At 60.3% G+C, this 26,675-nt stretch carries 28 protein-coding genes and 1 pseudogene; 15 read left to right on the plus strand and 14 right to left on the minus strand.

The window, feature by feature from the left end; all coding sequences use genetic code 11:
- The first annotated feature begins 7 nt into the window (after positions 1 to 7).
- From FB472_RS04905 to FB472_RS04915, 3 genes are read left to right on the plus strand one after another with little or no spacing between them, the layout of a single operon-like run.
- Positions 8 to 415, plus strand: a complete 408-nt coding sequence (locus FB472_RS04905; protein WP_141989892.1) for a YybH family protein — start codon at positions 8 to 10, stop codon at positions 413 to 415.
- 39 nt (positions 416 to 454) lie between these two features.
- On the plus strand, positions 455 to 1,852 hold the full coding sequence (locus tag FB472_RS04910; RefSeq protein WP_141989893.1) for a purine-cytosine permease family protein: 1,398 nt from the start codon (positions 455 to 457) through the stop codon (positions 1,850 to 1,852).
- A 38-nt stretch (positions 1,853 to 1,890) separates the two neighbouring features.
- Complete coding sequence (locus FB472_RS04915; RefSeq protein ID WP_141989894.1) at positions 1,891 to 2,529, plus strand: cyclase family protein; 639 nt, start codon at positions 1,891 to 1,893, stop codon at positions 2,527 to 2,529.
- 204 nt (positions 2,530 to 2,733) lie between these two features.
- On the opposite strand, the gene FB472_RS04920 is transcribed toward FB472_RS04915, so the two are convergent.
- A complete protein-coding gene (locus FB472_RS04920) occupies positions 2,734 to 3,096 on the minus strand; it encodes a GntR family transcriptional regulator (RefSeq protein WP_141989895.1) in 363 nt (120 codons plus the stop codon).
- Positions 3,093 to 3,920 (minus strand): hypothetical protein, encoded by an 828-nt coding sequence (locus FB472_RS04925; RefSeq protein WP_141989896.1) that lies wholly within the window; start codon positions 3,918 to 3,920, stop codon positions 3,093 to 3,095. Before FB472_RS04925 ends, FB472_RS04920 begins: the two co-directional genes overlap by 4 nt.
- 286 nt (positions 3,921 to 4,206) lie before the next feature.
- Between FB472_RS04925 and FB472_RS04930 the strand changes: the two genes are divergently transcribed.
- The gene (locus FB472_RS04930; protein WP_141989897.1) at positions 4,207 to 4,680 is read left to right on the plus strand and encodes an SRPBCC family protein; all 474 of its coding nucleotides are present in this window, start codon (positions 4,207 to 4,209) and stop codon (positions 4,678 to 4,680) included.
- A gap of 26 nt (positions 4,681 to 4,706) precedes the next feature.
- The gene (locus tag FB472_RS04935; protein ID WP_246078087.1) at positions 4,707 to 5,210 is read left to right on the plus strand and encodes a DUF488 domain-containing protein; all 504 of its coding nucleotides are present in this window, start codon (positions 4,707 to 4,709) and stop codon (positions 5,208 to 5,210) included.
- A gap of 92 nt (positions 5,211 to 5,302) precedes the next feature.
- On the opposite strand, the gene FB472_RS04940 is transcribed toward FB472_RS04935, so the two are convergent.
- Entirely contained in the window at positions 5,303 to 6,493 is a 1,191-nt protein-coding gene (locus tag FB472_RS04940) for a threonine aldolase family protein (protein ID WP_246078088.1), read from the minus strand.
- 851 nt (positions 6,494 to 7,344) lie between these two features.
- On the opposite strand from FB472_RS04940, the gene tdh reads away from it, so the two are divergent.
- From tdh to FB472_RS04970, 5 genes are all read left to right on the plus strand, one after another.
- On the plus strand, positions 7,345 to 8,370 hold the full coding sequence (gene tdh / locus FB472_RS04950; protein WP_141991470.1) for an L-threonine 3-dehydrogenase: 1,026 nt from the start codon (positions 7,345 to 7,347) through the stop codon (positions 8,368 to 8,370).
- Between the two features lie 60 nt (positions 8,371 to 8,430).
- The gene (locus FB472_RS04955) at positions 8,431 to 9,612 is read left to right on the plus strand and encodes a glycine C-acetyltransferase (protein WP_141989899.1); all 1,182 of its coding nucleotides are present in this window, start codon (positions 8,431 to 8,433) and stop codon (positions 9,610 to 9,612) included.
- A 69-nt stretch (positions 9,613 to 9,681) separates the two neighbouring features.
- Positions 9,682 to 10,719 carry an NADPH:quinone reductase gene (locus FB472_RS04960; RefSeq protein ID WP_141991471.1) on the plus strand — a complete coding sequence of 346 codons (1,038 nt, stop codon included), beginning with the start codon at positions 9,682 to 9,684 and terminating at the stop codon, positions 10,717 to 10,719.
- A 259-nt stretch (positions 10,720 to 10,978) separates the two neighbouring features.
- Positions 10,979 to 12,709, plus strand: coding sequence for a glycoside hydrolase family 13 protein (locus FB472_RS04965; RefSeq protein ID WP_141989900.1), 1,731 nt, complete (start codon positions 10,979 to 10,981; stop codon positions 12,707 to 12,709).
- Positions 12,710 to 12,793: 84 nt separating this feature from the next.
- The gene (locus FB472_RS04970) at positions 12,794 to 13,810 is read left to right on the plus strand and encodes a LacI family DNA-binding transcriptional regulator (RefSeq protein ID WP_141989901.1); all 1,017 of its coding nucleotides are present in this window, start codon (positions 12,794 to 12,796) and stop codon (positions 13,808 to 13,810) included.
- 13 nt (positions 13,811 to 13,823) lie between these two features.
- Here the strand turns inward: FB472_RS04970 and FB472_RS04975 are convergent, their stop codons facing one another.
- Positions 13,824 to 14,429, minus strand: a complete 606-nt coding sequence (locus FB472_RS04975; RefSeq protein WP_141989902.1) for a TetR/AcrR family transcriptional regulator — start codon at positions 14,427 to 14,429, stop codon at positions 13,824 to 13,826.
- A 106-nt stretch (positions 14,430 to 14,535) separates the two neighbouring features.
- On the opposite strand from FB472_RS04975, the gene FB472_RS04980 reads away from it, so the two are divergent.
- Together FB472_RS04980 and FB472_RS04985 are read left to right on the plus strand one after the other, a co-directional pair.
- Positions 14,536 to 15,240: a type 1 glutamine amidotransferase domain-containing protein gene (locus tag FB472_RS04980; RefSeq protein WP_141989903.1), complete on the plus strand. Its 705-nt coding sequence runs from the start codon at positions 14,536 to 14,538 to the stop codon at positions 15,238 to 15,240.
- 53 nt (positions 15,241 to 15,293) lie between these two features.
- Entirely contained in the window at positions 15,294 to 16,301 is a 1,008-nt protein-coding gene (locus FB472_RS04985) for an NADP-dependent oxidoreductase (RefSeq protein WP_141989904.1), read from the plus strand.
- Positions 16,302 to 16,337: 36 nt separating this feature from the next.
- Here the strand turns inward: FB472_RS04985 and heR are convergent, their stop codons facing one another.
- The 5 genes from heR to FB472_RS05005 all read right to left on the minus strand — a co-directional run bounded on the left by heR (position 16,338) and on the right by FB472_RS05005 (position 20,183).
- Positions 16,338 to 17,141: a heliorhodopsin HeR gene (gene heR / locus FB472_RS04990; RefSeq protein ID WP_141989905.1), complete on the minus strand. Its 804-nt coding sequence runs from the start codon at positions 17,139 to 17,141 to the stop codon at positions 16,338 to 16,340.
- A 103-nt stretch (positions 17,142 to 17,244) separates the two neighbouring features.
- A complete protein-coding gene (locus tag FB472_RS04995) occupies positions 17,245 to 17,808 on the minus strand; it encodes a GNAT family N-acetyltransferase (RefSeq protein WP_141989907.1) in 564 nt (187 codons plus the stop codon).
- Between the two features lie 418 nt (positions 17,809 to 18,226).
- Positions 18,227 to 19,450, minus strand: coding sequence for a low temperature requirement protein A (locus FB472_RS05000; protein WP_170192016.1), 1,224 nt, complete (start codon positions 19,448 to 19,450; stop codon positions 18,227 to 18,229).
- A 160-nt stretch (positions 19,451 to 19,610) separates the two neighbouring features.
- Positions 19,611 to 19,754, minus strand: coding sequence for a GPGG-motif small membrane protein (locus FB472_RS13965; RefSeq protein ID WP_021808409.1), 144 nt, complete (start codon positions 19,752 to 19,754; stop codon positions 19,611 to 19,613).
- 39 nt (positions 19,755 to 19,793) lie between these two features.
- Positions 19,794 to 20,183 carry a hypothetical protein gene (locus FB472_RS05005; protein ID WP_141989909.1) on the minus strand — a complete coding sequence of 130 codons (390 nt, stop codon included), beginning with the start codon at positions 20,181 to 20,183 and terminating at the stop codon, positions 19,794 to 19,796.
- Positions 20,184 to 20,186: 3 nt separating this feature from the next.
- Here FB472_RS05005 and FB472_RS05010 point away from each other — a divergent pair, with 3 nt between their 5' ends.
- Positions 20,187 to 20,594, plus strand: a complete 408-nt coding sequence (locus FB472_RS05010; protein ID WP_141989911.1) for a hypothetical protein — start codon at positions 20,187 to 20,189, stop codon at positions 20,592 to 20,594.
- Positions 20,595 to 20,767: 173 nt separating this feature from the next.
- Here the strand turns inward: FB472_RS05010 and FB472_RS14315 are convergent.
- From FB472_RS14315 to FB472_RS05030, 4 genes and pseudogenes are all read right to left on the minus strand, one after another.
- Positions 20,768 to 20,878: pseudogene (locus FB472_RS14315) on the minus strand (transposase); the annotation flags it as partial.
- Between the two features lie 324 nt (positions 20,879 to 21,202).
- Entirely contained in the window at positions 21,203 to 21,730 is a 528-nt protein-coding gene (locus FB472_RS05020) for a hypothetical protein (RefSeq protein WP_215730384.1), read from the minus strand.
- Between the two features lie 168 nt (positions 21,731 to 21,898).
- Positions 21,899 to 22,726, minus strand: coding sequence for a CPBP family intramembrane glutamic endopeptidase (locus tag FB472_RS05025; RefSeq protein WP_141989913.1), 828 nt, complete (start codon positions 22,724 to 22,726; stop codon positions 21,899 to 21,901).
- Between the two features lie 3 nt (positions 22,727 to 22,729).
- A complete protein-coding gene (locus FB472_RS05030) occupies positions 22,730 to 23,317 on the minus strand; it encodes a hypothetical protein (RefSeq protein WP_141989914.1) in 588 nt (195 codons plus the stop codon).
- 540 nt (positions 23,318 to 23,857) lie between these two features.
- Between FB472_RS05030 and FB472_RS05035 the strand changes: the two genes are divergently transcribed.
- Positions 23,858 to 24,394 (plus strand): nuclease-related domain-containing protein, encoded by a 537-nt coding sequence (locus FB472_RS05035; RefSeq protein ID WP_141989915.1) that lies wholly within the window; start codon positions 23,858 to 23,860, stop codon positions 24,392 to 24,394.
- A 704-nt stretch (positions 24,395 to 25,098) separates the two neighbouring features.
- Here the strand turns inward: FB472_RS05035 and FB472_RS05040 are convergent.
- Positions 25,099 to 26,031, minus strand: coding sequence for an NAD-dependent epimerase/dehydratase family protein (locus FB472_RS05040; RefSeq protein ID WP_141989916.1), 933 nt, complete (start codon positions 26,029 to 26,031; stop codon positions 25,099 to 25,101).
- Between the two features lie 316 nt (positions 26,032 to 26,347).
- Here FB472_RS05040 and FB472_RS05045 point away from each other — a divergent pair, with 316 nt between their 5' ends.
- Positions 26,348 to 26,632 carry an SGNH/GDSL hydrolase family protein gene (locus FB472_RS05045; RefSeq protein ID WP_281283325.1) on the plus strand — a complete coding sequence of 95 codons (285 nt, stop codon included), beginning with the start codon at positions 26,348 to 26,350 and terminating at the stop codon, positions 26,630 to 26,632.
- Positions 26,633 to 26,675 lie beyond the last annotated feature (43 nt).

Raw genomic sequence — 26,675 nt, forward strand, 5'->3', positions numbered from 1 at the left:
GGAGAAGATGAGCAGCAGAACACCTACCGAGGATGAAGTGCTGGGCGCAGCATCCGCCATCGTTGACGCCTTTGCGTCCACTGACGGCGACCGCTACTTTGAGGGCTTCGCACCAGAGGCGACGTTCATTTTCCACACCGAACAGAGCCGCCTCTGCAATCGGGAAGAGTACGAGAGCCTGTGGGCTAGCTGGATCGACAGCGGGTGGCGCGTTCGTGAATGCGAGTCATCGAACCCTTCGGTTCAGCCCTTCCCCGGCGGCGCAGTGTTTAGCCACGACGTCTTCACGCACGTCGACACCGGAGATGGCGAAGACTCCTACCGCGAGCGCGAAACCGTCGTATTCCGCGTCGACGACGACCGGCTTCTGGCCGTGCACGAGCACCTTTCACCCCAGCCCGAATCCACCAGCTAACCAACCCCTACCCCTACCCCTACCGAGGAGACTGAAGCAATGTCGCTCTATTCCCGGCTTAACAGCCACACCCAAGCCCAATCCGATGGGGGAAAACCCGTAAAGGGCACGTATTCGCTCGCACGAATCGGCATGATCTGGCTCGCCGCCAACCTAGTGGTGACCACCCTTCTCACGGGAACGCTATTTGTTCCCGGTGTTGATTTCGCCACCGCATTCCTGATGATCGTTCTCGGAACTCTCGGTGGTGCGGTCGTGCTCACCGCTATTGGGGCAATCGGAACCCGCACCGGGCTGCCCACGATGGCAATCACCCGCGGCGCGTTTGGAACACGAGGCAGTCTCCTGCCCGTCGCCGCCAACGTAATCGTGCTCATGGGATGGAGTTGGGTTCAGGCGATGCTCGCCGGCGTGACCGTCAACTTCCTCGTCAACAGTGCAACCGGATACTCGAATCCGATTCTGTTCTCGGTGCTATGCCAAACCATCGTCGTGATTCTGGCGATTCTCGGCCATGAAGGCATCTCGAAGATCGAGCCGTGGCTCGCCGTACTCATCCTCGCGATCATCGCGTGGGTGTTCGTGACGGCGTTCACCGCATTCGACCTCGGTGACTTCCAGTCGGTCACTCCCGACCCCGACCTCGGGTTCACTCCGATCATTGTTCTTGACATTGTGATCGCCACCGCCGTTTCGTGGACGGTGCTCTCCGCTGACTTCAACCGCTTCGCGCGCACCACTAAAGCGGGTGTGATCGGTTCCGGAATTGGCTACACCGTCTCCACCATTACCGCGATGACGCTCGGTCTGACAGCGTTTGTCTATGTGCTGCTCTCCGGCGATGAGGCTGCCGCGTTCGACCCCACAACGATTGTGGCGGCCTTCGGAGCACCACTGGCAATTGTCATTTTCCTTTCCGTCATGGCCACAAACACCATGGTCGTCTACGGAATGGTGACCTCCGTGGTCAACGCGAAGGTGGGCAGCAGACTGCAGTTCCTGCCGACCGCACTCGTGCTTGGAGCAATCTCAATCATCGGAGCAACCTGGTTGCAACTGCTCAACCAGTTCACCGATTTCTTGGTCGTCATCGGCGCGTTCTTCGTTCCCGTGTTCGCCATCATGATTGTCGACTACTACATCGTGAAGCGCCGCGCCTACACAAAGGACATCCTTGAGGCCCGTGGGGGGCGCTACTGGTACACGGCCGGGGTCAACTGGTTTGCCGTCATCATCTGGGTCATCGGTGCCAGCATGTCTTACGTGTGGGCGTATGTGTGGCCACTGCCCATCGGAGCAACTATTCCGGCGTTCGTTCTCACCTTTGTGCTCTACCTTGCCGTGATGCTTCCGGAGCGAAACCGTCACGAGGGTGTGCCGAGCCAGCATTTGGCAGAGAATGCTGACAAGGATGCTGCCCCAGTTCACACTGCATAGCAGCCGAGGACCCAACTATTAAGAGAAGTAGGTGCAGGATGCGGGAGCTGAGCCACCCGATCGTCAGCGGGATGCAGGTCTACCCCGGTGACCCGACAGTCTCGATCGCGAGCGCTCTTGCGGTGACCGAGGATGGAGTCGACGTGAGTCTGCTCCAACTCGGCTCCCACACCGGCACGCATCTCGATGCCCCGTCACATACTGTCGTCGGCGGGCGCACGACGGGCTCGATCACCCTCGAGGAGCTTGTTGGCGACGCACTTCTCGTTCATCTCCCCGCGCTGGCGCCACACGCACATTACGGAATGGAAGAGATCAGTGCGGCGCTGGGTGAACTTCCCAGCGTCGTGCCTGCCATCGTGATCATCGATACCGGATGGGCCCAACACTTCGGCACCGAGGACGCGCTGGCCCATCCCGCGCTTACTCCCGATGCTGCCGATGAGTTGATGAGGAGAGGAATGCGGTTGTTGGCCGTCGACACTCTCAGCCCCGACCCCACCGGCGAGGATTCGACAGACTTCCCTGTTCACGAGGTAGTGCTCGGCAGCGACGGACTCATCGTCGAAAACATCACCGGGCTGAACGGATTACCGCAGCGGCTTCGGGTCGGCTTCTTCCCACTGAAGATCGACGCCGATGGTGCGCCCGTGCGCGCGGTCACACTAGACGCCTAGGGCGGACGCACTCAGGCGTGCGGGCCCGCCTGACGTACTATCGGTCGTGTCCGAAGAAGGCGCGGTGGGAGAATGATGTCTATACGTGACACTGCCGTAGCCGCGCTCGGGGTGATGCAGCAGGTCACTCCGCGCCTAGCTGTACCCGAAGTGGTCGCGATGCCTCTGATCTCTGACGGTCCGCAGCTTTCTGCCACGCGCCGACTACCCGCGCTCGTGGACGCCTGCCCAGCCAGCGCTGATCATGCTGAGCGCGTCCTCGAGAGGGATGGCTGCGCTGCGTGCAATACCGATGAACCGTGCTGCTGCAGCACGAAGGTCATCACTCGCGACATCCGTTTCTTCGACACGTGCACCACGCCGATCACTGCTGATGAGACCCGCTATCTCTAGCTCGGTGAAGGCTCGCGCCACCGTTCCCGGTGCAACTCGAAGGTCAGCCGCAAGCTGACGAATAGAGGGAAGTCTCGCTCCGGCATCCAATCCTCCACTGCGGATAGCTTGCGCAATCTGCCCCCTGATTTGCTCAAAAACCGGGGTCGCTAGCGACTGGTCGATGGTGATCATGTGGTCGACCGCGCAGAAGGGGCAAGGGTTCTTCGTGTGTTGTGACGGAGCAAGGAGCTTGCGAGCACTGCGCTGAGGGTCAACTCAACGATCGCGCTCATCACCAACACGGCGGTAAGCACCTGTGTCATCACGCCCATGATCGTGGGCAGCGATGACGATGAAGCTGCGCCCAGCGTGATCGACGCAAACATCGAAAGCGTGCTGCCGAGCATCCAGATCGAGAATCCGAGATACGCAAATAGCAACGCGCTGGTGATGGAGGTGACAATCCGCGCGGCGACACTTCGAACCGCAATGTCGAGCGCAAACTGATCCGTCTCTGGAGGTGCCGCCCGATACGCGAAAGCTCGAAGTGCCAAGAAGCTGCAGGACGTGAGCATGAGTACCGTGACAGCGATCACAGCGGCAAACTGCGCGTTGACAGCGACTTCCTCCGGACGAGCTTGATACAGGAGTGGCACAAGCACCCACACGATGTGAAGAAGAATCGTCAGCGCCGCAAGCACAGTAACTGCGGCAAGAAACGCAGCAGCCGCGGCGAAGCCTGGGCCGACGATCACGGGCAGCGGGTTCAGGCTCGGCATGGCCGCAGCGAGCCAGACGAATGCCGCCAACACGAACCCCGCGCTGAGAGCGACCACCGCACTCCTGGCTCGACGATCACTACGAGAAAATGGGGACAGCGCCTCGTCGATGGCTCCAGCCGACTCTGTGGGGAGCGCTCTAGTGGGGTTCGACGCTTGCGATACTCGCGCGAGCGCAATGGCCATCGCCACCCCCAGCACGACCACAATCACGATGATCCCGTTATCTAACGTCATTTCTCCCCCTGTATTAGTGTCTTGGTACAGTGTGGTTGCTGTACCAAATAACGGATACACCCCCTTTCTGGCAGGCACCGGACGAGCGTGTGCTTCCCAGCACGAACAAACCCATCCACGGCATTGAGCGCGGACGCGACAATTTCGTGAGCTGAACGTACGCCCGGGATTGCCCCGGCGGCTTTGCGAGGTGCCGTCTGAGTGGTGGCTGAACTTACTCAGGATTCTATAGGGTTCGCTTTTTATCTTGTGAGGACAACTATTTCGATCACACAGGAGGAACTTCGTGGGAAGCGTAACCAAAGACATTCAGGTTGATGTTCCAATTAGCGTCGCCTACAACCAGTGGACGCAGTTTGAAGACTTCCCGGCATTCATGTCGGGAGTGAAGTCCATCACCCAGCTAGACGATCGCAAACTTCACTGGGAAGTATCGGTCGGCGGGGTTGAGCGCGAGTTTGATGCCGAGATCGTTGAACAGCACCCAGACGAGCGAATTGCGTGGAATAGCACGGGAGGCAAGGTTCACGCCGGTGTCGTGACCTTCTACCGCATCAGTGACGACTCCACAAAAATCACCCTTCAGGTGGACTGGGAACCCGAAGGGTTCGTCGAAAAAGCGGGCGAAATTTTGCAGATCGATGACCTGCAAATCAGCAAAGACCTTGCAGAGTTCAAGCGCCTCATTGAGTCGAACGGATTCGAATCGGGCAAGTGGCGTGGAGAGGTTCCCCGCGCCGAAGATGAGCTAGGCCGCTAGAGCAGAAGCCTAGGCGAGGCCGCGCTGTGCGAACTCAACCCATCTTCACGATCGGTCATTCCACGCATCCAATCGAAGAATTCATTCGGATGCTGCGAGCAAACGGCGTCGATCGAGTGGTTGATGTTCGCACAGTGCCTGGCTCGCGGCACAACCCACAGTTCGGGGAACAGGCACTCTCGCTCAGCCTCATCGAGGCGAGCATCCGCTGCGAACGGATTGCCGCGCTGGGCGGGTTGCGGCACACTCTTGCGGTGCAGGAGTCGATCAATGGCGCGTGGCGGAACAGGAGCTTTCGCAGCTACGCCGACTATACGCAGACCAAGGAATTTGTTGACGGTCTTGGTCAGCTTCTGGCGGTAGCCGAGGAGGGCCCTGTGGCAATTATGTGTGCTGAAGCCGTTCCGTGGCGCTGTCACCGATCGCTTATCGGAGATGCGCTGCTCGTACGCGACATCAACGAAACCCCACACCCTCACACGGTTCGCAAAAGTCGACGGCGTGCGGGTGTGGTATCCGCCCGAAGTTGAGGCCGCCCAACCGTCAGAAGGCTGACCAGCCCCGAGTTCTAAGCGGAAGTGCAAGTGACCAAGTTGGTTACGCGGGCAGTCGGCTAGCTTCGCTAAGCGAGCTCGCGAATGGCAGCCACAAACTCATCAATGTCGACCGCCTGGTGCACGAACGACACAACGATGCGCACGATGCCAGGGCCCCACCGGTCGGTGTAGAAACCGAAGCCGCGATCGTGGAGTGCATCTGAGAGCTCATCAGGAAAAATGGCGAAGAGGATATTGCTGCCGGGCTCGTTGGTCACGGTCACGCCGGCGACATCCACAATTCCCGCTCGCAAGCGCGCCGCCATCGCGTTCGCCTGGCGTGCATTCTCGAGCCACAGGTCGTCAGTAAGGTACGCGTCAAGTTGAGCGGTCTGAAACCGCATCTTGGAGGTCAGCTGGCCGCCGCGCTTGTGCCGGAACGACAACTCCGTCGCCAGGGTCGGATCGAAGCTGACAATGGCGTCCGCGGTGAGGGCACCATTCTTGGTGGCCCCGAAGGAGAGTATGTCGACGCCCAGTTTCCACGTCATTTCGGCCGGGCTTACATCGAGTGCGACCAGCGCATTCGTGAAGCGGGCACCGTCCATGTGGATGCGGAGCCCTGCGTCGCGGGCGATCGTTGTCAGTTCGCGCAACTCGTTGATCGTGTAAACACTGCCCGTCTCGGTGACCTGCGTGATGCTGAGCACTGACGGTTGCACACTGTGCACATCACCGCGGCCTGCGTTTACGGCCGCACGCAGCTCATCCGGGTCAATCTTGGAGTGCGCGCCGCCGAGCAACACAATCTTTGACCCATCGGTGAAGAATTCGGGTGCCCCCGCCTCATCGTTGTTGATGTGACTATCCGCGTGCGCCAGAATGCTTCCCCATGGGCGTGTCAGTGCCGCCAGCCCGATGCCGTTCGCCGCTGACCCTGTGCCGGCCGCAAACACGTCGAGATCGCACTCGAACGCTGCCGCCATCTTGGCGCGCATCTGAGCCGTAAGCGCATCGTTGCCGTAGGGGGCGGCCGGGCCCGCGGATGCCGCCACAACGGCATCCAAAATTTGGGGTGAGGCACCGGCAGCGTTGTCGCTCAAATATCCGCGCAGAATGGAATCGATCGAGGTCATGGCAGCTTTCTGTAACGGAGAGTACGGGATGCCGATCGATGCACCGTCGGGCCGTGAACCAGCGGGTGCTACCGACAGTGCCGCCACCGCAGTGACGAGACCATCAAGTGTTCGGCAACGATCAGCACTGCTCCGAGCCACTCACTCCGATGATAACTTGTCGCGGCTGTGCAGAACAGGGGCGCCGGGGAGGGCTGCACCACGGTCGCGGTGACGGTGAATGCACGTTGTCCTGCACGGACGCCCGACACTGAAGATATCCTCGCTGCACTAATGAGGTCTCGACAGACAGCCCGTCGCAGGGTTGAATTGAAGTTGGAGCATCGCCGCGCGGCAGTGGGATTCACCGCCGCAGTGTCCGAGGTCCTCAATAGTGTGCACTCGAAGGAGTAAAAAACTATGACGGTAGCCACGCCCCCACCGACCGAAGGTTCGCCAGATCACGAACGCCCGACAGTGGCATGGACAAGTATTCAAGCCGGTCTCTGGGTCGGAAATGTGGGCGGCGAGTTCGCTGGAATGATCGAGAGGTCCTCCAGCGGTGAGTATTTCATCACAGATCACCGCGCCCACCCCCTCGGCACCTGTCCGTCTCTTTCTGAAGCGAAAGCCCGGCACCACCGGCACGTGGCGCTCACGCCGTAAAACCGTCGTAGCCCGCGCCAGCGAGCGTTACTGAGCACCGAAGTGTTGAGCGCAATGTCCCAAGCGAGCCTGCTGAAAGCCAGTGTTGGGGTGCTGCAGGAATCCACTCCCCCAAGGAATTGACCCGGACCCCAACATCACCGCGGAGCATGTGCAGCACGACTAGGGGAATTCGAGTGGTAACAGTGCCCACACGACATCCGTTCGATCTATGCTTTCTGTGACGCTTGCAGCACAGAGGAAGGGCGGAACCCCTCCCGACTTGCTGAAACACATCAGCGAAAATCGCACGTTACGCATGCCACAAGCGTGCAGAGGTGCGGCTTTGCGCGTGAGAGGAATCAATGATGAAAGCCCTCTATAAAGACGGGGCCGCACCCGGCCTCATCTTGACCGAACGACCAGAACCGACTCCCGGGCGTGGTGAGGTCAAGATTCGTGTCGCTCGCACAGGGATCTGTGGCACCGATCTCCACATCGAATCATGGGATGCGTGGGCCGCCGGAGCCATAACCACCCCCCTGATTCCGGGCCACGAATTCTCCGGGCACGTCGTCGAACTCGGCGAAGGGGTCACCTCGGTTCAGGTCGGCGCCCTCGTCTCGGGCGAAGGGCACGTGGTTTGTGGTCACTGCCGCAATTGTCGTGCCGGGCGGCGCCACCTGTGCAAGTTCACCTCCAGCATTGGCGTGAATCGCGATGGGGCATTCGCCGAGTATGTGGTGATTCCCGAAAAGAATGTGTGGCAGCATCCACCCGGCATCGACCCTGAGCTTGCCGCTATCTTCGACCCCCTCGGCAACGCCGTGCACACCGCGTTGTCGTTCCCCATGGTTGGGGAAGACGTGCTCATTACCGGCGTCGGCCCCATCGGGCTCATGGCAGCGAAAGTCGCCCGCCACATTGGCGCCCGCCACATCGTGATGACCGATGTGAACGAAGAACGCCTGCAACTCGCCCGTGACATGGGCGTCAGCCTTGCGATCAACGTCTCAAAGGTGCGTATTGCCGAAGCGCAAGAACAGCTCGGTATGAAGGAAGGCTTCGACATCGGTCTCGAAATGAGCGGACACGCAACCGCGTTGCCCGAGATGATCGACAACATGAATCAGGGCGGTCGCATCGCCATGCTCGGCCTCCCCGCCGAACCGATCAGCATCAATTGGGCCACCGTTGTGACCCACATGATCACCATCAAAGGCATCTACGGGCGCGAGATGTTCGAGACCTGGTATGCCATGAATGCCATGGTGCACACCGGTTTGGATGTCTCTGCCGTCGTCACTGATCGTTTCCCCGCTGAGCGGTGGCAAGAAGCGTTCGCGACTGCCCGCCGCGGCAATAGCGGCAAAGTCATCATCGACTGGTCCTAGAGTGGCCTCTCGCGGCCACCCCAGCTTTAGCTAGAAAAGACAAGATTTTAGGAGAACAGAATGTACGGAAAAGTTCGCGAACAACTCGTCGAAACGCTCGTCGAAATCACCTCAGCGGGGCTCTATAAGACAGAGCGCCAGCTCGACACTGCCCAAGCTGCGCACATTGAGTCGGGCGGCAAGCCCGTCCTCAACTTTTGTGCCAACAACTACTTGGGCCTTGCCGATCATCCGCGTATTGTCGCCGCAGCCAAAGAAGCGCTCGACGATTGGGGTTTCGGCATGGCGAGTGTGCGCTTTATTTGCGGAACGCAAAGTCAGCATGTTGAGTTAGAGAACCGGCTTTCGGCGCTGCTGAGTATGGAGGCGACCATCCTGTTCCCCTCCTGTTTCGACGCCAACGGCGGCCTCTTTGAGGTGCTGTTGGGTGCCGAGGACGCGGTGATCTCGGACGAGCTTAATCACGCGTCGATCATCGACGGTATTCGCCTCTCGAAGGCAGCGCGTTACCGCTACAAGAACCGCGACATGGCCGACCTTGAGGCCCAGCTGATTGCCGCGAAGGATGCCCGACGCCGCCTCATCGTCACCGACGGTGTCTTCTCGATGGATGGCTATCTTGCACCGCTCGAAACGATCTGCGACCTCGCCGAACAGTACGATGCCATGGTCATGGTTGATGACTCGCACGCTGTCGGTTTCGTCGGTGCGACCGGCGCGGGAACCCCCGAGCACTTCGGCGTCTCCGACCGAGTGGACATCATTTCGGGAACCCTCGGCAAAGCACTCGGTGGAGCCTCCGGTGGGTACATCAGCGCTCACGCCGAAATCGTGGAGTTGCTGCGCCAACGCGCCCGCCCCTACCTGTTCTCCAACGCCGTCGCCCCGTCAGTGGTGGCAGGCTCGATCGAAGCGCTCAACCTTGTGGCCGAAGGGGCCGAGAGCCGGGCGAAGCTGAAGGCTAATGCGGAGCAGTTCCGCAGCGGCATGGCTGAGGCCGGGTTCACGCTACTGCCGGGCGAGCATCCGATCATTCCGGTCATGTTCGCCGACGAGCACGAGGCTGCTGCGATGGCGGATGCTCTGCTCCAGCATGGCGTTTATGTGATCGCGTTCTCGTTCCCTGTCGTGCCGCTCGGCAAAGCCCGTATTCGCGTGCAGCTGTCGGCCGCGCACTCCCGCGACGACATCCAGCGTTGCGTAAAGGCGTTCGATGCGGCACGGGAGTCGATCGCGGCGTAGGGAACCCTCGCCATAACTGTTTTCATGATGAGGGGAAATATCCCGCTGCACGCCCGCGTTGCCTCTGACATGAAAGCAATTGTTTACAGCGAGACCGGTGACCCATCCGTACTTCAGCTCGTTGATCGCCCGGTGCTCGAACCCGGGCCCGATGAGGTGCGGGTGCGGATCGTGGTGAGCGGTGTGAACCCCACCGACTGGAAGTCGCGCCGGGGTGCCGCACCCGGCCAGGCGTTGCCATTCGATGATGTTGTGCCCGGCCAAGACGGCGCCGGTATCGTCGAGGCGATCGGCACTGGCGTGCAGCACGTGAGCGTCGGCGACCGGGTGTGGCTGGCGCTCGCCGCCTACCAACGGGCAAGCGGCGGCACAAGCCAAGAACATGCGGTGCTTCCCGCAGAGCGAGTTTTCGCCCTGCCCGCTCACGCCAGCTTCGACCAAGGCGCAAGCCTGGGAGTGCCAGCCATCACGGCATACCGTGCGTTGACGGTGGCCGAAGACGGACCAGACCGACTGCATCCGACCGCCTTAGCCGACACAGTCGTGCTCGTGGCTGGCGGAGCAGGCGCGGTCGGGCACGCAGCAATCCAACTCGCCCGCTGGGCCGGAGCAACCGTCATCACCACCGTCAGCGGACCGGTGAAGGCTGCGCTCGCGACCGCCGCTGGCGCACAGCACGTGCTCACCTACACCGACCCCGGCATCGACATCGTCAGCCAGATTCGACAGATCGCGCCGGACGGCGTTGACATCATCGTCGAAGTTGCCCCCGCCCAGAATGCTGAACTTGACCTCGCTGTCATCCGCAATCGTGGATCGATCGCCGTCTACGCCAACAATGGCGGAGACCTCATGACACTCGATGTGCGCCGCAACTTCAGCCTCAACGTTCGATACCAGTTCGTGCTGCTGTACACGGTGGGCATCGATGCTATTCAGTCGGCGGCTCAGGCCATCAACGTCGCACTCGGTGATGGTGCGCTGGCCGTCGGGGAAGACAGCGGTCTGCCCCTGCACCGCTTCGATCTTGCACACACACCGGATGCTCACGCCCTGGTCGAGAGCGGAGCCGTCGGCAAAGTGCTGATTGACGTTGCGGCCGAGTAATTTCCGCCGGGCTGTAACAAAGTTCGGGGGTGCGGCATCCGTCACCAGCACCACCAGCGAATGGGGCACGTTAAGCCTCGTTGGTGCTGCCTTTCATCAGTGAAGCCGTCGCAGACTGCAAGCGCTTTCATATATGCTCCATGGGGCAAGGGCGCAGCATGCCCCCTTTGCCGAAATGAACAACCTTTTCGGGGAGGAATCGCAACGACGCATGTGCAAGCGCTTAGCTATTCTGGAAGAAAGCGATACTGTGGCGAGTATGACAAGCGTTCTCTCGAGCAGCCAATGGTGGCGTTCCGCCGTGATTTATCAGATCTACCCGAGGTCGTTCGCCGACTCTAATGGCGACGGTATGGGGGATCTTCTCGGCATCCGTGACAGGTTGCCCGAACTCGCCGAGCTCGGTATCGACGCCGTCTGGCTGTCGCCGTTCTACACCTCACCACAACGCGATGCTGGCTACGACGTTGCCGATTACTGCGACGTCGACCCGCTCTTCGGCACACTCGACGACTTCGACTCAATGACTGCGCGTGCGCACGAACTCGGATTACGCGTCATCGTCGATCTCGTGCCCAACCATTCGTCCAGCGCGCACCTGTGGTTCCAAGAAGCGCTTCTCGCAGCACCGGGCAGCGAAGAACGAGCCCGCTACATGTTCCGAGACGGCCGCGGCGACAACGGAGAACTCCCACCCAATAACTGGGAATCTGTCTTCGGAGGTCGAGCGTGGACACGCACCGAAACCACCGACGGCACCCCCGGCCAGTGGTACCTGCACCTCTTCGACAGCTCCCAACCCGATTTCGACTGGAACAACCCCTGGGTGCGACACCAGTTCGAAAATGTACTGCGCTTCTGGCTCGACCGCGGTGTTGACGGTTTCCGGGTAGATGTCGCCCACGGGATGATCAAAGCCGACGATCTGCCCGACTGGAGTCCTCCCTCCTCCGGTGGCAGCATGGGCGGGGCCGGTGCGATAGAGGCCACTGAACCTACCGACGGCGAGGCAACAGCTGACCAACTCGCGGCATCCCGAGCACCGTTCTGGGGCCAGGACGGCGTTCACGAGATTTACCGTCAGTGGCGCACAATTCTCAACAGCTACGACGGTGAGCGCATCTTGGCCGCCGAAGCCTGGGTTGACCCGCTCACTGACACGGCGAAGTGGGTGCGCCCCGACGAAATGCATCAGGCTTTCAATTTTGCGTACTTGGAGACTCCGTGGGCGGCCGGGGCCCTGCGCACTGTTATTGACGCCTCAATCAGTGCCTTCTCTGAGGTCGATGCACCCAGCACGTGGGTGCTGTCTAACCACGATGTGGTGCGGCACGCTTCACGGCTTGCCCTCACCGCCGAGAGCCCACAGGGCCACGGCATCGGGCCGCACTCCGCCGGGCTACCCGACCGAGAGCTGGGGCTGCGCCGAGCTCGAGCAGCCACCGCACTTATGCTCGCGCTGCCAGGAAGTGCCTACATTTATCAGGGTGAAGAACTGGGCCTACCCGAGATGATCGCCCTACCCGATAACGCCCGGCAAGATCCGACCTGGTTCCGCACCAATGGCGAACGATACGGGCGCGATGGCTGCCGCGTGCCGATTCCTTGGGAGGCCGAGTCTGTCGCCTACGGCTTCAGTGCCTCTGGCGCGTCATGGTTGCCGCAACCCGCGGATTGGGCGCCGTTCGCTCGTAACGCCCAGCGCAACGTCAGCGACTCAACACTGACGATGTACACCCAGCTCCTCGCACTGCGACGCGCTCATGAGCTGGCAACGGGCGAACTTGAATGGTTGGAGACCCCCCATGCCGCCGTGCTTGCTCTGCGCAACAGCGATGTACTGGTGTACGCCAACACAGGACATGATGCGGTGCCGCTACCTACCGGTGAGGTGCTGCTGTCGAGTGGCCCCCTCAGCGATGAGCAGCTACCAGCAGACACGACCGTATGGCTGCGCGCCTACCCGCTTGCTTCCGCTGGCCAGCAGTGAGACACACCAATGGCTATAATTGTCAATTGAGTATTCGCGGCTAACCCCACGCGAATCTCCCCATCCACCAATGAAGGGCAGCTGATGGTGAGCATCGAAGACGTCGCTCGTCGTGCTGGCGTCTCGACCGCAACCGTTTCTCGTGCTCTGAGTGGCAACGGTCGCGTGTCTGCCGCTGCTCATCAAAAAGTGACAGAAGCCGCTACTGCTCTTGACTATGTTGTGTCATCGAGCGCATCAAGTTTGGCTTCAGGGCGCACCAAAAATGTGGGGCTGATGGTGCCGTATTTGACGCGCTGGTTTTTCACCTCTGTCGTGGAAGGTGCGCAGCAAGCGCTCATGCGACACGGCTACGACGTGACGCTCTATAACCTTTCCGGGAGTGTGGCTGAACGCGAGAGCGTATTTGATGTGTTCTTGCAGCGACAGCGCATCGACGGGATCATTACTGTTTCGCTGAAGCTCTCCGGCACCGAGGTAGAGCGTTTGCACGCGTTTGGCAAGCCAGTGGTTGGGGTGGGTGGCCCCATTGATGGCGTGCGCACTTTGACCTTGGATGATGACGCAGTGTCGAGCATCGCTACCAGTCACCTGCTCGCACTCGGGCATACCCGCATTGCCCACATCGGCGGGTCCGAGGACTTTGACCTTGAGTTCCACATTCCCACCAATCGGCGCCACGGCTACGAGATGGCCCTGCGCAATGCGGGAATCACACCACGTCCCGAGTATTTTTCCACCGCCGATTTTACGATCGAGGGCGGCTACCACGCGGCAAAGCAGTTGCTCGGCAGCCCGCTGGAACGCCCCACCGCCATCTTTGCTTCGTCGGATGAGATGGCTATCGGCTGCATTCTTGCCGCACGCGATCTGGGTTTAGTTGTGCCGCGAGATATTTCTATCATTGGAATCGATGGCCACGAGCTCTCGGAGTTCTTTGGGCTCACCACAGTGGCTCAGTACCCGGAAAAACAGGGTGCGCATGCCGTGAAGATTCTGATGAACTTGCTTGTTCCCGGTAAGCATCCTGAGATTCCCGAGAACACGCCCCTCGGTTATGACTTGGTGGTGCGGTCGAGCACAAGTCGCCCACCAGAGTAGTTGGTTGGCTCGCTTAGCGCCGAGGCTCAACAAGACGCCGCGCTGCTGCACGCACTGACTCGGCTCGCGTAGCGTCGTCTTCGGCGAACTCGGCGGATCCCAGTGATCGCAGTTCTGCCGGCGCTCGCTCCCAATTGCTGGCGACAGCAAGCAGCAGGGCAAGCAGTTCCTCTGGTTTCCATGTGGCATCCACGATGCCGCGCTCTTGAGCATCACGGATGACGGCAAGCTTGTGCCGGTATCCCTCCACCCGAGCTTGCGAAAAAGCGCCAAGTTTTTCGACATCGTGCAGCCACGCCCACATGGTGACGCGCTGGGCAGCCTCTTCTGACACAAAGTAGGTGTGCAGTCGCACCGTGTATTCGACGAGGTCGGCATCAATGGGCACAGCACGGGCAAGTTGGTCGAGGCCCGTTTGCATCACGTGATCGAAGAGCGCGTCCTTGTCACCAAACCAAGCGTAGATGCGCTCCTTGCTCGCTTTCGCTGTCTGGGCGATGCGATTGATGCGCGCGCCGGCCACGCCGTACTCAGCGAATTCGGCGGCGGCGGCCGCAAGAACTCGCTGTTTTGTTTCCCGGCCACGGAGCTGATCCCGCGGCGTTTCTGTTGAAACCACCAAACACCTCCAAATCGAACCGGTTGGTTTGACTTAGCCTACACGCCGACATAGTGTCGAACCAATTGGTTTGGTAAAGAGCCAATCGGTTTGGTTAGGAGTTGTAATGACAAACGTACTCATGGTTCTTTCGGCAGCATCGCACTGGACTCTCGCCGACGGCACTCAGCACCCCACTGGTGTCTGGGCTGAAGAATTTCTTGAGCCGCACCGCATCTTCACCGAAGCCGGCTGGAAGATTCAGCTCGCGAGCCCCGGCGGAAGCGCGCCAACGTTCGACCCCACAAGCCTGAGCGAGGCGGGTGCGGGTTCGGCCGAACGTGTCCACGAATTTGAGCAACGCATCAGCGCTCTCGACTCGGTGTTGCAACATCCGCTGCGGTTGGATGCCGTCAACATCGGTGACTACGACGTGATCTTCTACCCTGGCGGACACGCCCCCATGGAAGACCTCGCCGTCGACGAAGACTCCGGTCAGCTCATCGTTGAGGCCGTGAAGTCGAACACCACACTCGGGGTGCTCTGCCACGCCCCGGCCGCGCTGCTGGCAGCTCATGACAGGTCGAATGGCGAGTGGGTTCTCAAAGGCCGCAAAATGACCGGCTTTGCCAACAGCGAGGAACACATTGGCGGACTCGCCGATAAGGCCAAGTGGCTTGTAGAAACTCGTCTTGTCGATCTTGGTGCCGACTACTCCCAGGCCGCAGAGCCCTTCGCCCCCTACGTTGTGGTCGACGGCGAGCTATACACCGGGCAGAACCCTGCATCATCTGTCGCCGTTGCCGAGCGCATCGTCGCCGACAAGTCGTAGCGACAGCAGGCTAGCGCCTTTCACCACTTTTCATTAGCATCACGGAGGTCTTCATGAGCACCACGACCAGCACCCAATGGCAACTCATCGCTCGTCCCACCGGGGAGCCCACGCGCGATAACGTCTCCCCTGTTCAGGTGGAGCTGCCAGAACTCACCACGGGCGAAGTGCGCGTTCGCAACACGTTCCTTTCGGTTGATCCCTACATGCGCGGGCGCATGAATGAGGGCCGTTCGTACGTTGCCCCGTATGCACTCAACGAAACGATGGGTGGTGCGGCAGTCGGTGAAGTCATCGAGTCGAACGCTGAGTCACTGTCGGTTGGCACGCTCGTGCAGCATCAACTGGGGTGGCGCGACATCTCACAGGGCCCCGCCGACCAGTTCACGGCACTGCCAAACGTTCCGGGCGTCTCCCCTTCGCTGTTTCTCAGCGTTCTTGGCATTACAGGAATCACGGCCTGGACTGGCCTCACCCAGATCGCCGAGCTCAAGCACGGCGACACCGTCTTCGTTTCGGGCGCCGCTGGCGGCGTCGGCACCATGGTCGGTCAGATCGCACGCCTCCTCGGTGCATCCCGCGTCGTCGGCAGTGCCGGCACCGCCGAGAAGGTTGAACTGCTCACCAGCAAGTACGGCTATGACGCAGCATTCAACTACCGTGATGGGGATGTCGCTGGCCAGCTGAGAAAAGCGGCACCCGATGGCATCGATGTTTACTTCGATAACGTCGGTGGCGAACACCTCTCGGCGGCACTTGGAGCGTTCAATGACGGCGGTCGCGCAGCGATCTGTGGCGCAATTTCGCTCTATAACGCTACGGCTGACACCGGCATCCAGAACAGCTCAAACATTGTGACCCGTGGGCTCACCCTCAAGGGGTTCACAATGCCAAGCTACTTTCATCTCGCACCCCAGTTCGCTGAGGCAATGCGCGGCTGGCTCAGTGACGGCAAGATCGCGTACGACGAAACCATCACTGACGGCATCGACAACGCTTTCGATGCTTTCACCGGCATGATGAATGGGGCCAACGTCGGCAAGGCAATCGTTCGCCTGTAGTGTCAGCTCAAGCTCAACGGTAGTGTCAGCTCAAGCTTAACTGGCGATTGCGGGGATGATCGCACCCGAGAACACTTGCCAGGCGAGTGCTGTCTTGGCGACCAAGCTCAACGTGATGTAGGTGCGCTCGCCCTGCAGGTAGCTCTTCCACTTGCCGATCTGCTTGTACTGGAGCCACTGGTTGATCGCGAAGGTGTTGAAGAACACAAACAGCGAAATGACGATACCGACGACGAAGCTGGGAGCAGCAACCTCGTTTTCGCTTCCGGGGCGCAAGAAGTAGATGAGGATCAGGATCCACGGCACGATTCCTACCATGGAGCCAAAGATGAAGGGCAGCAGCCCCCCTGATCCGGGCTGCTCGTACTTCTCTTGGAGTGCCCCGAAGAGGATCATTGCAGCATTTACGGCAAACACGGCGAACAGTGCGGCGATGTCGGTCACGCCGTTGATGGCCAGGATGAGCCAGATCATGATCGATGAGCTCAGTGAGTACTCTGTCCAGCGGAAGTAGTTGCGGCTCTGCAGCAGACCATTCTTGTAGCGGCCGAAAAATAGTGGGCTCGAGATGAGGAAATGGAAGAGCGCGCTGAGCGCAAGGAATACGACAACCCCGATACCGATGTTGATTTCAAAGACCGTCACTCGCTCGGGTGGGATCGGTACGCCGGGAGGGCCAGCCAAATAGTCTGCCGTCACCGCAAACATGACTTGCGTGCTGAGCGTGGTGAGTACAACCGCGAAACCAATGGCCTGCAGGAGGTGCAGAATGCCTGCGACGACGTTGTAGGTGCGCAGTCGATCTACCTGCTGCTCGGGAGAATAGACCTTCTTTGCCATGGATGTTTCCCTTCAACGGTGTGGATACCAAGCTAGCACTATCTGCAACAGAGACCACGGCGCACCCACCCATAATGGGGTGGGGTCTGCGGCAGCTGTGTGGCTACCGAATATTGCCGGCAACAAATCCTAAAGAGTCGCCATCGTGTGCCATTTTCTGAAACCCTAGACGCTCGGCAAGAACGATTGACGCGGCGTTGGGGGCTTCAATTACCGCCACTAGGAACTGGATCTGCACCTGTTCGAACGCAAAATTCATCATTGCCGACGTAGCCTCGGCGGCAAACCCGTGACCGTAGTGCTCTGGGTGCAGGATCCAGCTGATTTCAGCTGTGCGACTCGTTGAGACGATCGAGCGCAGATGAAGCCCAACGTCTCCGATGAGTTGGCCATCATGTTCAATGGCTAACGCCAAAAAGTCATTCGCCTGTTTCAACACCACGTGTCTTGTGCGTTCTTTTAGATGGATGCGCGACTGAGCGGCATCTCGTTCGGGCCAGGACGTATATGCCAGGACGTCGGGGGACGACTGGATCTCGTACCAGCGTGCAGCGTCGGCTATTCGGTGGGGCCGCAACACGAGACGCTCGGTGTGAAGCGTCGGAGCCTGCACCGTGTGCTTGAGAGATGAGCCCCGCAAGAACCGCGGGCGGAGGCTTGATCTCATCGGCTAGTCACACCCTCCTGCGCGAGGCAAAGTTGAGAATTGCGAACCACAAGTTGTGGCGGTTTCATTCGATTGAAAAAGTCCTGATCAGGAACCGCAGTTTGTGAAAGCGCGGAAACTGATTCTAGGCTAAGCGGCGGGGACTGCTGAAGGTTTGGTTGATTCGGTTCCTTTTGCCGCCAGTGTGACGGCGTCTTCCATTATGGTCTCAAACTCGACTGGGGTGGGCTGGCCGCGGTGGGTGATGGCCCTCTCACGCGCGTCAACGGCTAGACGTGCCTTCATCCGGGAGCCGATCGAGTAGCCAACGCAACACCTTCCCTCACGGAGGTTTGTCGTGACGGTTTCTATCGACCGTATCGAATGTGCTCATCCACTTCGGTTGTGCGGCAGCAGCACCCGTTACCGAAAACTGGCCCTACCCTGCCTGCTCATCATCTCCCCCTGCGCGCACGCGGGTGATGGTTTCCCACGCCGCCGTCGCCACCAGAATCGCGGTCATCACGGCGAAGAGCACGAACGGCGTCATCCCCGCGGATGCCGCGAAGGTAACGACCATGAGCGCGGCGCCCACGATGTGCGACAAGAGCATTTCGCGCACAACGATCCAGCGGAACACGGTGAGTCCGACGAGGCAGAGCAATGGTCCACCGGCGATCACGATTGCGGTCGAGATTTTCATTGCGTCATCCGGATGCCCGAGGACCTCTTTGTCTGCCACCGAACCGAGCACAATCCCCGCAATAATAATGGCGTGAGTGTAGGTGTACGCGCGACTCCCAATTCGACCCGGCTTGTCGGCACGAGCGATCGCTTTTGCCCCTGCACGCTCAGCGTGGTCGAAATAGAGCCACCACAGGGTCACCGCGTTGACGAATGCGAGCAGGACAGAGGCGACGCCGACGACGGAAGACTCTTGGGCAACGAACGCAAAGCCGGTAACGAGAAACGATTCCCCAAGCGCGATGATGACGAACAGGGCGCTGCGTTGGGCGATGTGCGGACCGGAGATATTCCAGTCTTCGACCCGCGCCGAACCTCGGCCGGGAAGCCTGAATCCCACCGCTCCCGACAGGTATTCGATCCCGAGCGCGATGAGCCAGAACCAGATGCGAAATTCGATCGACACGAGTCCGCCGAGAATCCAAAAGACACCCGACGCAGCAAGCCAAAGGAGGACGCCGACGAAATCGCGGGACAGGTCGCGATCATGGCGGGCTACGGCGGCGATCATGAATACTGTGCGGCCGATCTGGAGCACGACGTACGCGATCGCGAAGGTCAGACCACGATCGCCGAATGATTCAAAGATTGAGACGCTCATGATGAGTCCGACGAGCGCGAGCCCGATGACCGCGGCACGCACTGGAAGACGTGCCGGGTCAAGCCAATTAGTTACCCATGTTGTGTAAACCCAAACCCACCAGAGAGCGAGCACGAGCACTGCGGACTGAAGGGCACCGGTTGGTGACTGGTTCTCGTAGAGGTAGCGCGATAACTGGGTGAGAGCAAACACGAAAATGAGGTCGAACAGCAGCTCAATGTGCGTGACCCGCACGCTTCGCTCGCCACCATCCGGTCGGAGCAGGTTGCGGCGTATCCCGAAAGGGGGCAGTCGGGGTGCCTTCGGCGTTGTGTTCACTGCTCCATTCTGCCGTAGCATCCGGGCTGCGCGACAGTGATCATTTTCGTGTTGCTGGTGTGGTGTCGACGGTAAAGCTTTGGGTGATGGCGGCTGTCAACACGTTGTGGCCTTTAACGTGATGTTCAACCGCCCGCAGGACCAATGCTGGTCCGCGGTCTTAAGTGAAGAGGCTCACACCGCCTGGACCAACCAGCAGTCCCACGACGATGAGAACAATACCCCAGAGGATCTGGCGGCGAAAGAGTGCGAAAATGCCAGAAATAACGAGGATTGCCGCGATGATCCAGAGAAGTGTTGCCATGGTGTTGCTCCCTTTCGTTAAGCTCCGACGGCCTTACGCCTAGAGCCAGGTCGAGTCTGTTGGATAAACCGTACCCCCAATCGGGCTCTGACCACCGTATTTCACCCAAATTGTCGCGGCGGTCACCATGACGGCAAGGGCGCGACGACCGATGTCGCCGGGTACGCGGTCGAAACCGCGACAACCCGCTGGAATCGCCCTTCTGAAAGCGAGCTGTTCCCATCCGTCGTCACCGCTATCAGCTTCCATAGGCACGGCGAGCTCGTCGGTCATGGGATGAAGCTCATTGAGCGACACAAGGTCGCCTTCGGTGTCGACCGTTTTCTGATCATGGCCGACCGCGCCTGAAACAACAGTCGAGTCGAAACGTTTCACATTCTTGCCCGCAAAGCCGGGGTCGAACTCGTCATCTGCTTCGACCAGAAACACGCGGTGCTCCTTGCGCGGGCGAAAAACCGCAGCGCCTACCGCATGATTGCCAAGGGTCTCCCTGACCTTGACGGCTACCAACGGTTCAAAGATTCCAACCAAGAAGACCTGGGAAACCCCAAGAAGCGCTCCGGGCGCGGATTCAGCTCGAACTATCTCGCCACTGCCCTCACCATCAGCTCATTCAACCTGCGCTCAATAGCCACATTCATCCTGAAGCTCCGCGACAAGGCCGTCGAGAAGCCCCTCCGCACACGCCGTCGAAAAGACGATAACGACCGCCCGTTGGCGCGCCTGGCCCCTGCTCGGGCCGCTACACCGCCCGGGCAACCTGCACCCGAACCCAGACACCGTTACTGCCGCGACTTCACGGTGAATCAATTGACTGAACAAGACGGTTTCAAAGAATGAAACCGCCAGTTGTAGCGGTTTCATTCTTTTGAAAAAGTCCTGATCAGGAACCGAAGTTTTCGAAAGCGCGGAAACCGATTCCCGACTAAACCGCGAATCGTTCCAAACCAGTAAACAGATCCGCTCAAAGACAACCGTGTGATCGTTGTTCGTGGAATTGTGAGTCCCACCGCTTCGTCGTGTTGCGCGAGCAGAACGACGCCAGCGAGGCGCAGCAGGGCAGCCGGGTTCGGGAGCACACCCACGGCGTCAGTGCGGCGTTTGATCTCCATATTGATGCGTTGCACGCGCACACTCTCAAATCGCCTACAGACCAGTCGACGGCGACTCGAATGCTCCGACAAAGACCTGCGAGTTCTTCGTGCTGACAACACATTCACTATGGGCCGAGCTAACAAAGTTGGCTCGACTAATCAGTAGTCATATTCGACGACGTAAACGGGCCCATGATTTACTTACCGTTCTGCCCTAATTCGGGGTCACAATGATCGCACAAAGGAGTGACTCGTACGATGATGCCGAGCATCATCAGCTGCTGAATATCCAGTCAGGTCAACGAGTCAACCAAAGGCTCAGCATTCCCAAACGCCAAGACCGTCGCGAGTCGCTTAGCGGTGCGGCGCCGAGTGGAGTAGGTCGGAGGTGGTCATTAGCCTGGAGAGGCAGCGACGCTCAATCACGGTCCCGTTCACACCTATCGCACGAGCGATGATGACAGCGCAAGGCACGTGCCCGGCCGCCAGGAGGATCGCGGCGACACAGGTCCACGGACTACTCACCCATGCCCCGGCTCCGAGGGAAATGACGAACGGGAATACAGCCATAGGCACGGGCAGCCAGCCGAACGGCGCGTAGAGAGCCGAGCCGCGACGATGGTGGATTAGGTAGCGCGCCCAGAGTGCATAGTAGGCAACAAGCCCGGCGGCGACGATCACGCCCCACTCCCATATCAGCGCCCCGGGAACTGCAATGGACGGTACCACCAGACACGACACCTGACTCACGCGCTCCAGCCAGGCCAGTGGCCGCGGCAAGACGACGACCGGTACCGACGGACGCGGAGGGAACCTGAGCAGCAGCAGATTCGGCGCTAAGACGGCGACGCTCACGAGCATGCCGAGGAGAGAGAATCCCATGACCGTCCTCCTCTCGGCCGAAGGGAATCGCCACCCACCTGACGTGCGTCACGTCAGGTGGGTGTGCAGTCGCTGTGAGCAACTGGGCCCACATAGGCGAGACGGTCTTGCAGGAACAGGATGTAGGGGAACATCATGATCGCGACAATCCCGTGTCTTGTCGAATCGCTAGTTAGGCGTTCCGCCCGAGCGCCGCGAGGCGCCGCGCACCAAGGTGATGCTTACGGCTACCACCGCAAGGACGCAGCAGAAGATCCAGTACAGGTACTGGTTGACGGCGGCAAGGACAAGAACCGGGAAGATCGCCATGTAGGCGTTCGCCACCCCATGAGTCCACATCGCCAGGAACATCGAACGGCCGCTCTCCACGTAGACCCAGGTCAGGATGACCGACAATGACAAGATCATGATCAGGAAGGCGCCGAAGGGCATGAAGCCCTGAGAGGTGCCGGCCATGAACCAGAGCGGCACGTGCCAGAGCGCCCACACCACACCCAGGATCAGACTCGCGACCAGGTCGTTGTGTCGGTTCAGCAATCGGTCGAGCGCGAATCCTCGCCATCCGATCTCCTCCTGGCCACCACCCAGGTACACCATGAACACCACAACGGCGGGAATCACCCACGGAGTCGGCAGGAACGAGGCCTGCGGAGTACCTCCCCACAGAAGCGGAGCGCCCCAGACGACGAGCCCCACCACTCCGAAGAGCAGCACCGGCATCACGTACCAACGTAGCGAGTTGCTCATCTGAATGACACGCCGTAGATGTGCCCAAGGGGCGCCTCGGCCGTTCTCGCGTCGGAGCATTACCAGGGCGCCGACCATCGGCCCGAAGGCACCCAGGAAGGGCAGCCAGACCAGAGCCCCGCCTTCCCGGGCCGGCAGAAGGCCGAAGTGCATCAGCACCGGGACACACCAGACGGCCCAACTGAACCCGAAGGTGACCAGGAAGAAGCCCCACGGAGCGAAGGCCGGGCGCGCACGACTCGAACTCAAGGGTCACCTCAGCCCAGTTGGCCAGGTCGCGGATCCGCCAGGTCGGCGGATGCCGGCGAACGGCAGCGCAACCGTCACCACCCCCAGCGTCGTCAGCCCCGCCCAGATCGGGAGCTCGGAGCCGGCTCCCACGTTCTGGCGCGCGACCTCGACGCTTGCGGCGGCCAGGGTGAGGGTGTAGATGCTCCCTCCTACGCTCATGACACCGGCCAACACCCAGCCGAGCGCCCGTCGTCGTACCAGCCAGATGGCGGCGAGCAGCATGGGCGGCACAATGAACACGAGGTCAATGGCGAAAACCACCCCGGTCGGGTGTCCGGAGTCCACGATCGGCTGGGGGACATCGTCGGTGGCGAGGTAGCTGAGGGAGATGCCAACCCACAACAGGCCGAGTCCCACTCCCACCACGCTCGTGTAGATGATGGCAACGACACGAGCGGCCCATCCGCTCATCGCGTCACCGAACCGGACCAAGCCGAGGCGTGGCACCGAGAACAGCAGCGCATACAGCGGGAGTCCGAAGACGGCGACATAGAGGAGAAAGAACTGGTTGAACGCCGCGGCTACCGCGTAGAACAAGTAGCCGTACATCGACTAGAACAGCATGCCTAGCCACAACACCCGGCCCCGCAGCGACCCCCGCATCTCCCAGACCAGCCCGAATACAAGCAGCGGTCAGCAGGTACGCAGCAGCGAAGCCAGGCCGACCGCTCCTCATGGATCCAATCCTCGCTCACTCGAGGGGCCACGGTGTTGCATCCGTCGCCGCAACGGCTCTGGGTCTAGCTGCGCTGCTCGCGTGGTCCCACGCCATCCAGGAGCGCCTAGTATACACGCCCAGCGGGCTCGCTGGGCCAATCGCTGCGAACAGGGATGCTTGCCCGCTCAAACACTCCCGGCCGTCTTGGCTACGGGTTGGTGTTGGGCGACCAACCCGCAGGTTCGGTTCTTGCCAGTGTTCATCGCAGGAGCGATGGAGGTAGCGGGACTTGTAGCTGCTCTTGCACAGCTCGGCGTTATCGCAGTCTGAAACGACACTCGCAACCATAAAGGTCTGCACCAGCCCGTCAAACGTCAACCTGGATCTTCTGGTTCAATAGCCGGCCGACGTGAACACTTGCGCCACTCGGCATGGTCACCTGGCTTGCCGAGGTAGGTCGAGATCGGCAGTTCGACGCTCGCACAGATGTGTGTGATGCGGCCGTGGGGGCTTGGCTTGACGGGTTGGTGTCGCAGAGCATCCGGGTCATGCATGATCGGCGCATTCCGCGCTCGAAAACCAACATTGACCACATCGTGGTGACGCCGGGCGGGGCGTGGGTAATCGACACCAAGCGGTATGCGGGCAAGGCGCCCGAGAAGCGTGTCGAGGGCGGAATCATTCCTCCGCGGGTCGAGCTGCTGATCTATCGGGGTGGCGACAAGTCGAAGCTCGTCGAGGGCGTGCAGAATCAGGTCGAGCACATGCGGGGTGCCGTCGGCGACGTGCCCGTGCACAGGATGCTGTGCTTCGTCGACTCCGACTGGGGGTTCTTTCCCGACGCGTTCACGGTCAACGGGGTGCACGTGGTGTGGCCGCGCAAGCTGGCGGCGATGCTCGAGAAGATTGGTGAGCCGGTGGTTGACAGGATCTCTGCTGCCAGGCTCTTAGTCTGGGCACACGACTAGTTCATGATGCGTTTGTCGACGACGCTCGAATTCTGAACGCTTTCGCCGCGTCGTTACTGTCCAGTTTTCACGCGTCGTCGACACACCTGCACCATCGAAGCCTCCACCACGCCCGGAAACGGGCGTCGCGGAACCTTTCGTCGTTTCCGGGGCCTTCGCGCGGTCCGCAGGGCAGTCCGGGATCGTCACCTGCGCCGCGAGAAGCGAAGAACGTCGCCGATTCTTCGGCAGCGTTCTCTTTGAGCCCAGTTTCGCAAACAGATTTCGCGAGTATCGGAAGGAGCCGCAGAGCGGAGCCGGTGGGATTTGGACCCACGTGCGCAGTCAAGGAACTTTGCGGAATGCACCGAAATCCCCCGAAATTGGTCCATTCCCAGTGAACAGAACGACGCATGATCTTCTAGGGTCACCCACGCTTGTGGGCAAACGTTGGGCAGGTCAAAGTGCTCCGGAAGTCGGGGTTTTGTTATGTCCTGAAACATCACAAACGGCAGCCATAACCGCTCTGAGTTGTGGTGGTGCGTCCATTCTCGAAGCGGTGAACGGCTACAGCGATGACTTAGCCTTCGAGCAGGACGTAGAAGTCTCCACCGCCACCCAGATAGCCATTCCGCACTAGGGCAAGGAATTGCCTCAATCCTGTGCAGTTCCTTCTGGCTCAGCCACGGACCGCTGCCCTGGGCGGCGGCGGATCCTTCAGTTCTCTATGCCGGGTTTTCTCGGTACCACGCTACTGTCGTCGCAAGCGCGTCTTGCCACTTCGTTGCGGTCACGCCGAGCAGATTGGTGGTCTCCGTGGCGTCCACCACGAACGGTCGATTGAATTGGTAAGCGGAGTCGTTTGCCGCCCGAATTCCTGGCGAAAAGATGGCCAATGTCCGGAGGAGAACCGACCCGAATGAGGCGACTTTCGCGGAGTTACCCGTCTGGGCATTGATTCGAGCGGCGATTTCCTCGCGCGTGAGTGGCTCGTCAGTGGGAACCAGCCACGGTCGGCCCCATTCCCCTTCGTAGTCTGAGGCTGCGATCAGTGTGCTTGCGAAGTCGTCGAGGAAGGTCCAGCTGTGCTTTTCGGTGGCGCTGCCGAAGATACTCACCTTCTTCCCTGCCATCACAGGCCTGAAGAAACCGGCTCCAAGTTGTGCCGTTTTCCCCGCACCCGGGCCGAAGTAGTCACTGGCGCGCACTTCGACGGCCTGGATGTCACCACGTTGGTGTGCGGCGAGCGCAAGCTCCCAGCCGTCTTTCCTCACTCGACCTTTGGTCTCCTTCGTCAGAAGCGGGCTCTGTTCTGTCATTGGCATCGCAGAATCCTCACCGTATGCGTAGAGGTTGCCGACGATCACCAATTTCGCCCCGCTTTGATGGGCAGCATCAATTGTCGACTGGAACATCGGAGGCCACAATTCTGGCCAGCGGTGGTAGTCGATTGGGCTGGTCGCCAGAAAGATGGTTTCGCAGCTTTGCGCAGCAGCAGCCAGCGAGGCGGAGTTTGTCACGTCCACCGTCACGGTTTGGGCGCCGTCGACTGACGTGCCGGAGCGGCTGGCAACCAGCACGCTGTCTCCGCGAGAGATGAGACGAGCTGCGAGGGTCTTGCCGACGGATCCGGCGCCAGCGATCAAGTAGTTGGCCATGTTGTTGTGTCCTTCTCTGTTGTGTTGATCAAGGTGTTGAGTGCGCGCTCGCGCATCCCAGTAGTGCCCCTTAAGGTGGTTTTGAGCTCAGTTTCGCAAACAGGTTTCGCGAGTTTCGCAAGGAGCCCAATGGCGGAACCGCTGGAATTCGAACCCAGGGTGGGCTCAACACCGACATAACTTTTCGAGAGTCGCACCTTCGGCCGCTCGGACGTGGTCATGTCCGAGACTTTAGTACAGGCGCGTGACGGGGGGGCTAAACCGTGTGACCTCGCGTCACGCGTATCCGTGATGGATACCATCGGCCGGTGACCTGCTGTACTTCGCGCTTGGCGACTCGCCGGCGCAGGGCATCGGCACCGCGACGCTCGACTTCTCGCACGTGGGCTTGCTCGGCGCGAGGCTCCAGCGGCACAGCGGGCGCACCGTGCAGGTCGTCAACACCTCCCGCTATGGGGCACAACTGAAGGACGTCATCGCCGAGCAGCTGCCCCTGCTCGACGAGTACGAACCCGACCCGGTCACGCTGTCGATCGGCGCCAACGACATGCGCACCTTAGAACTCGACGCATTCCGTGCGCTGGATGTGAAAGAACCGTGATTGACCGTCGCTGCCGCTGGTGCACCTAACAGATGTCCTGTTT

It is taken from the genome of Rhodoglobus vestalii, assembly GCF_006788895.1.
Lineage (GTDB): Bacteria > Actinomycetota > Actinomycetes > Actinomycetales > Microbacteriaceae > Rhodoglobus > Rhodoglobus vestalii.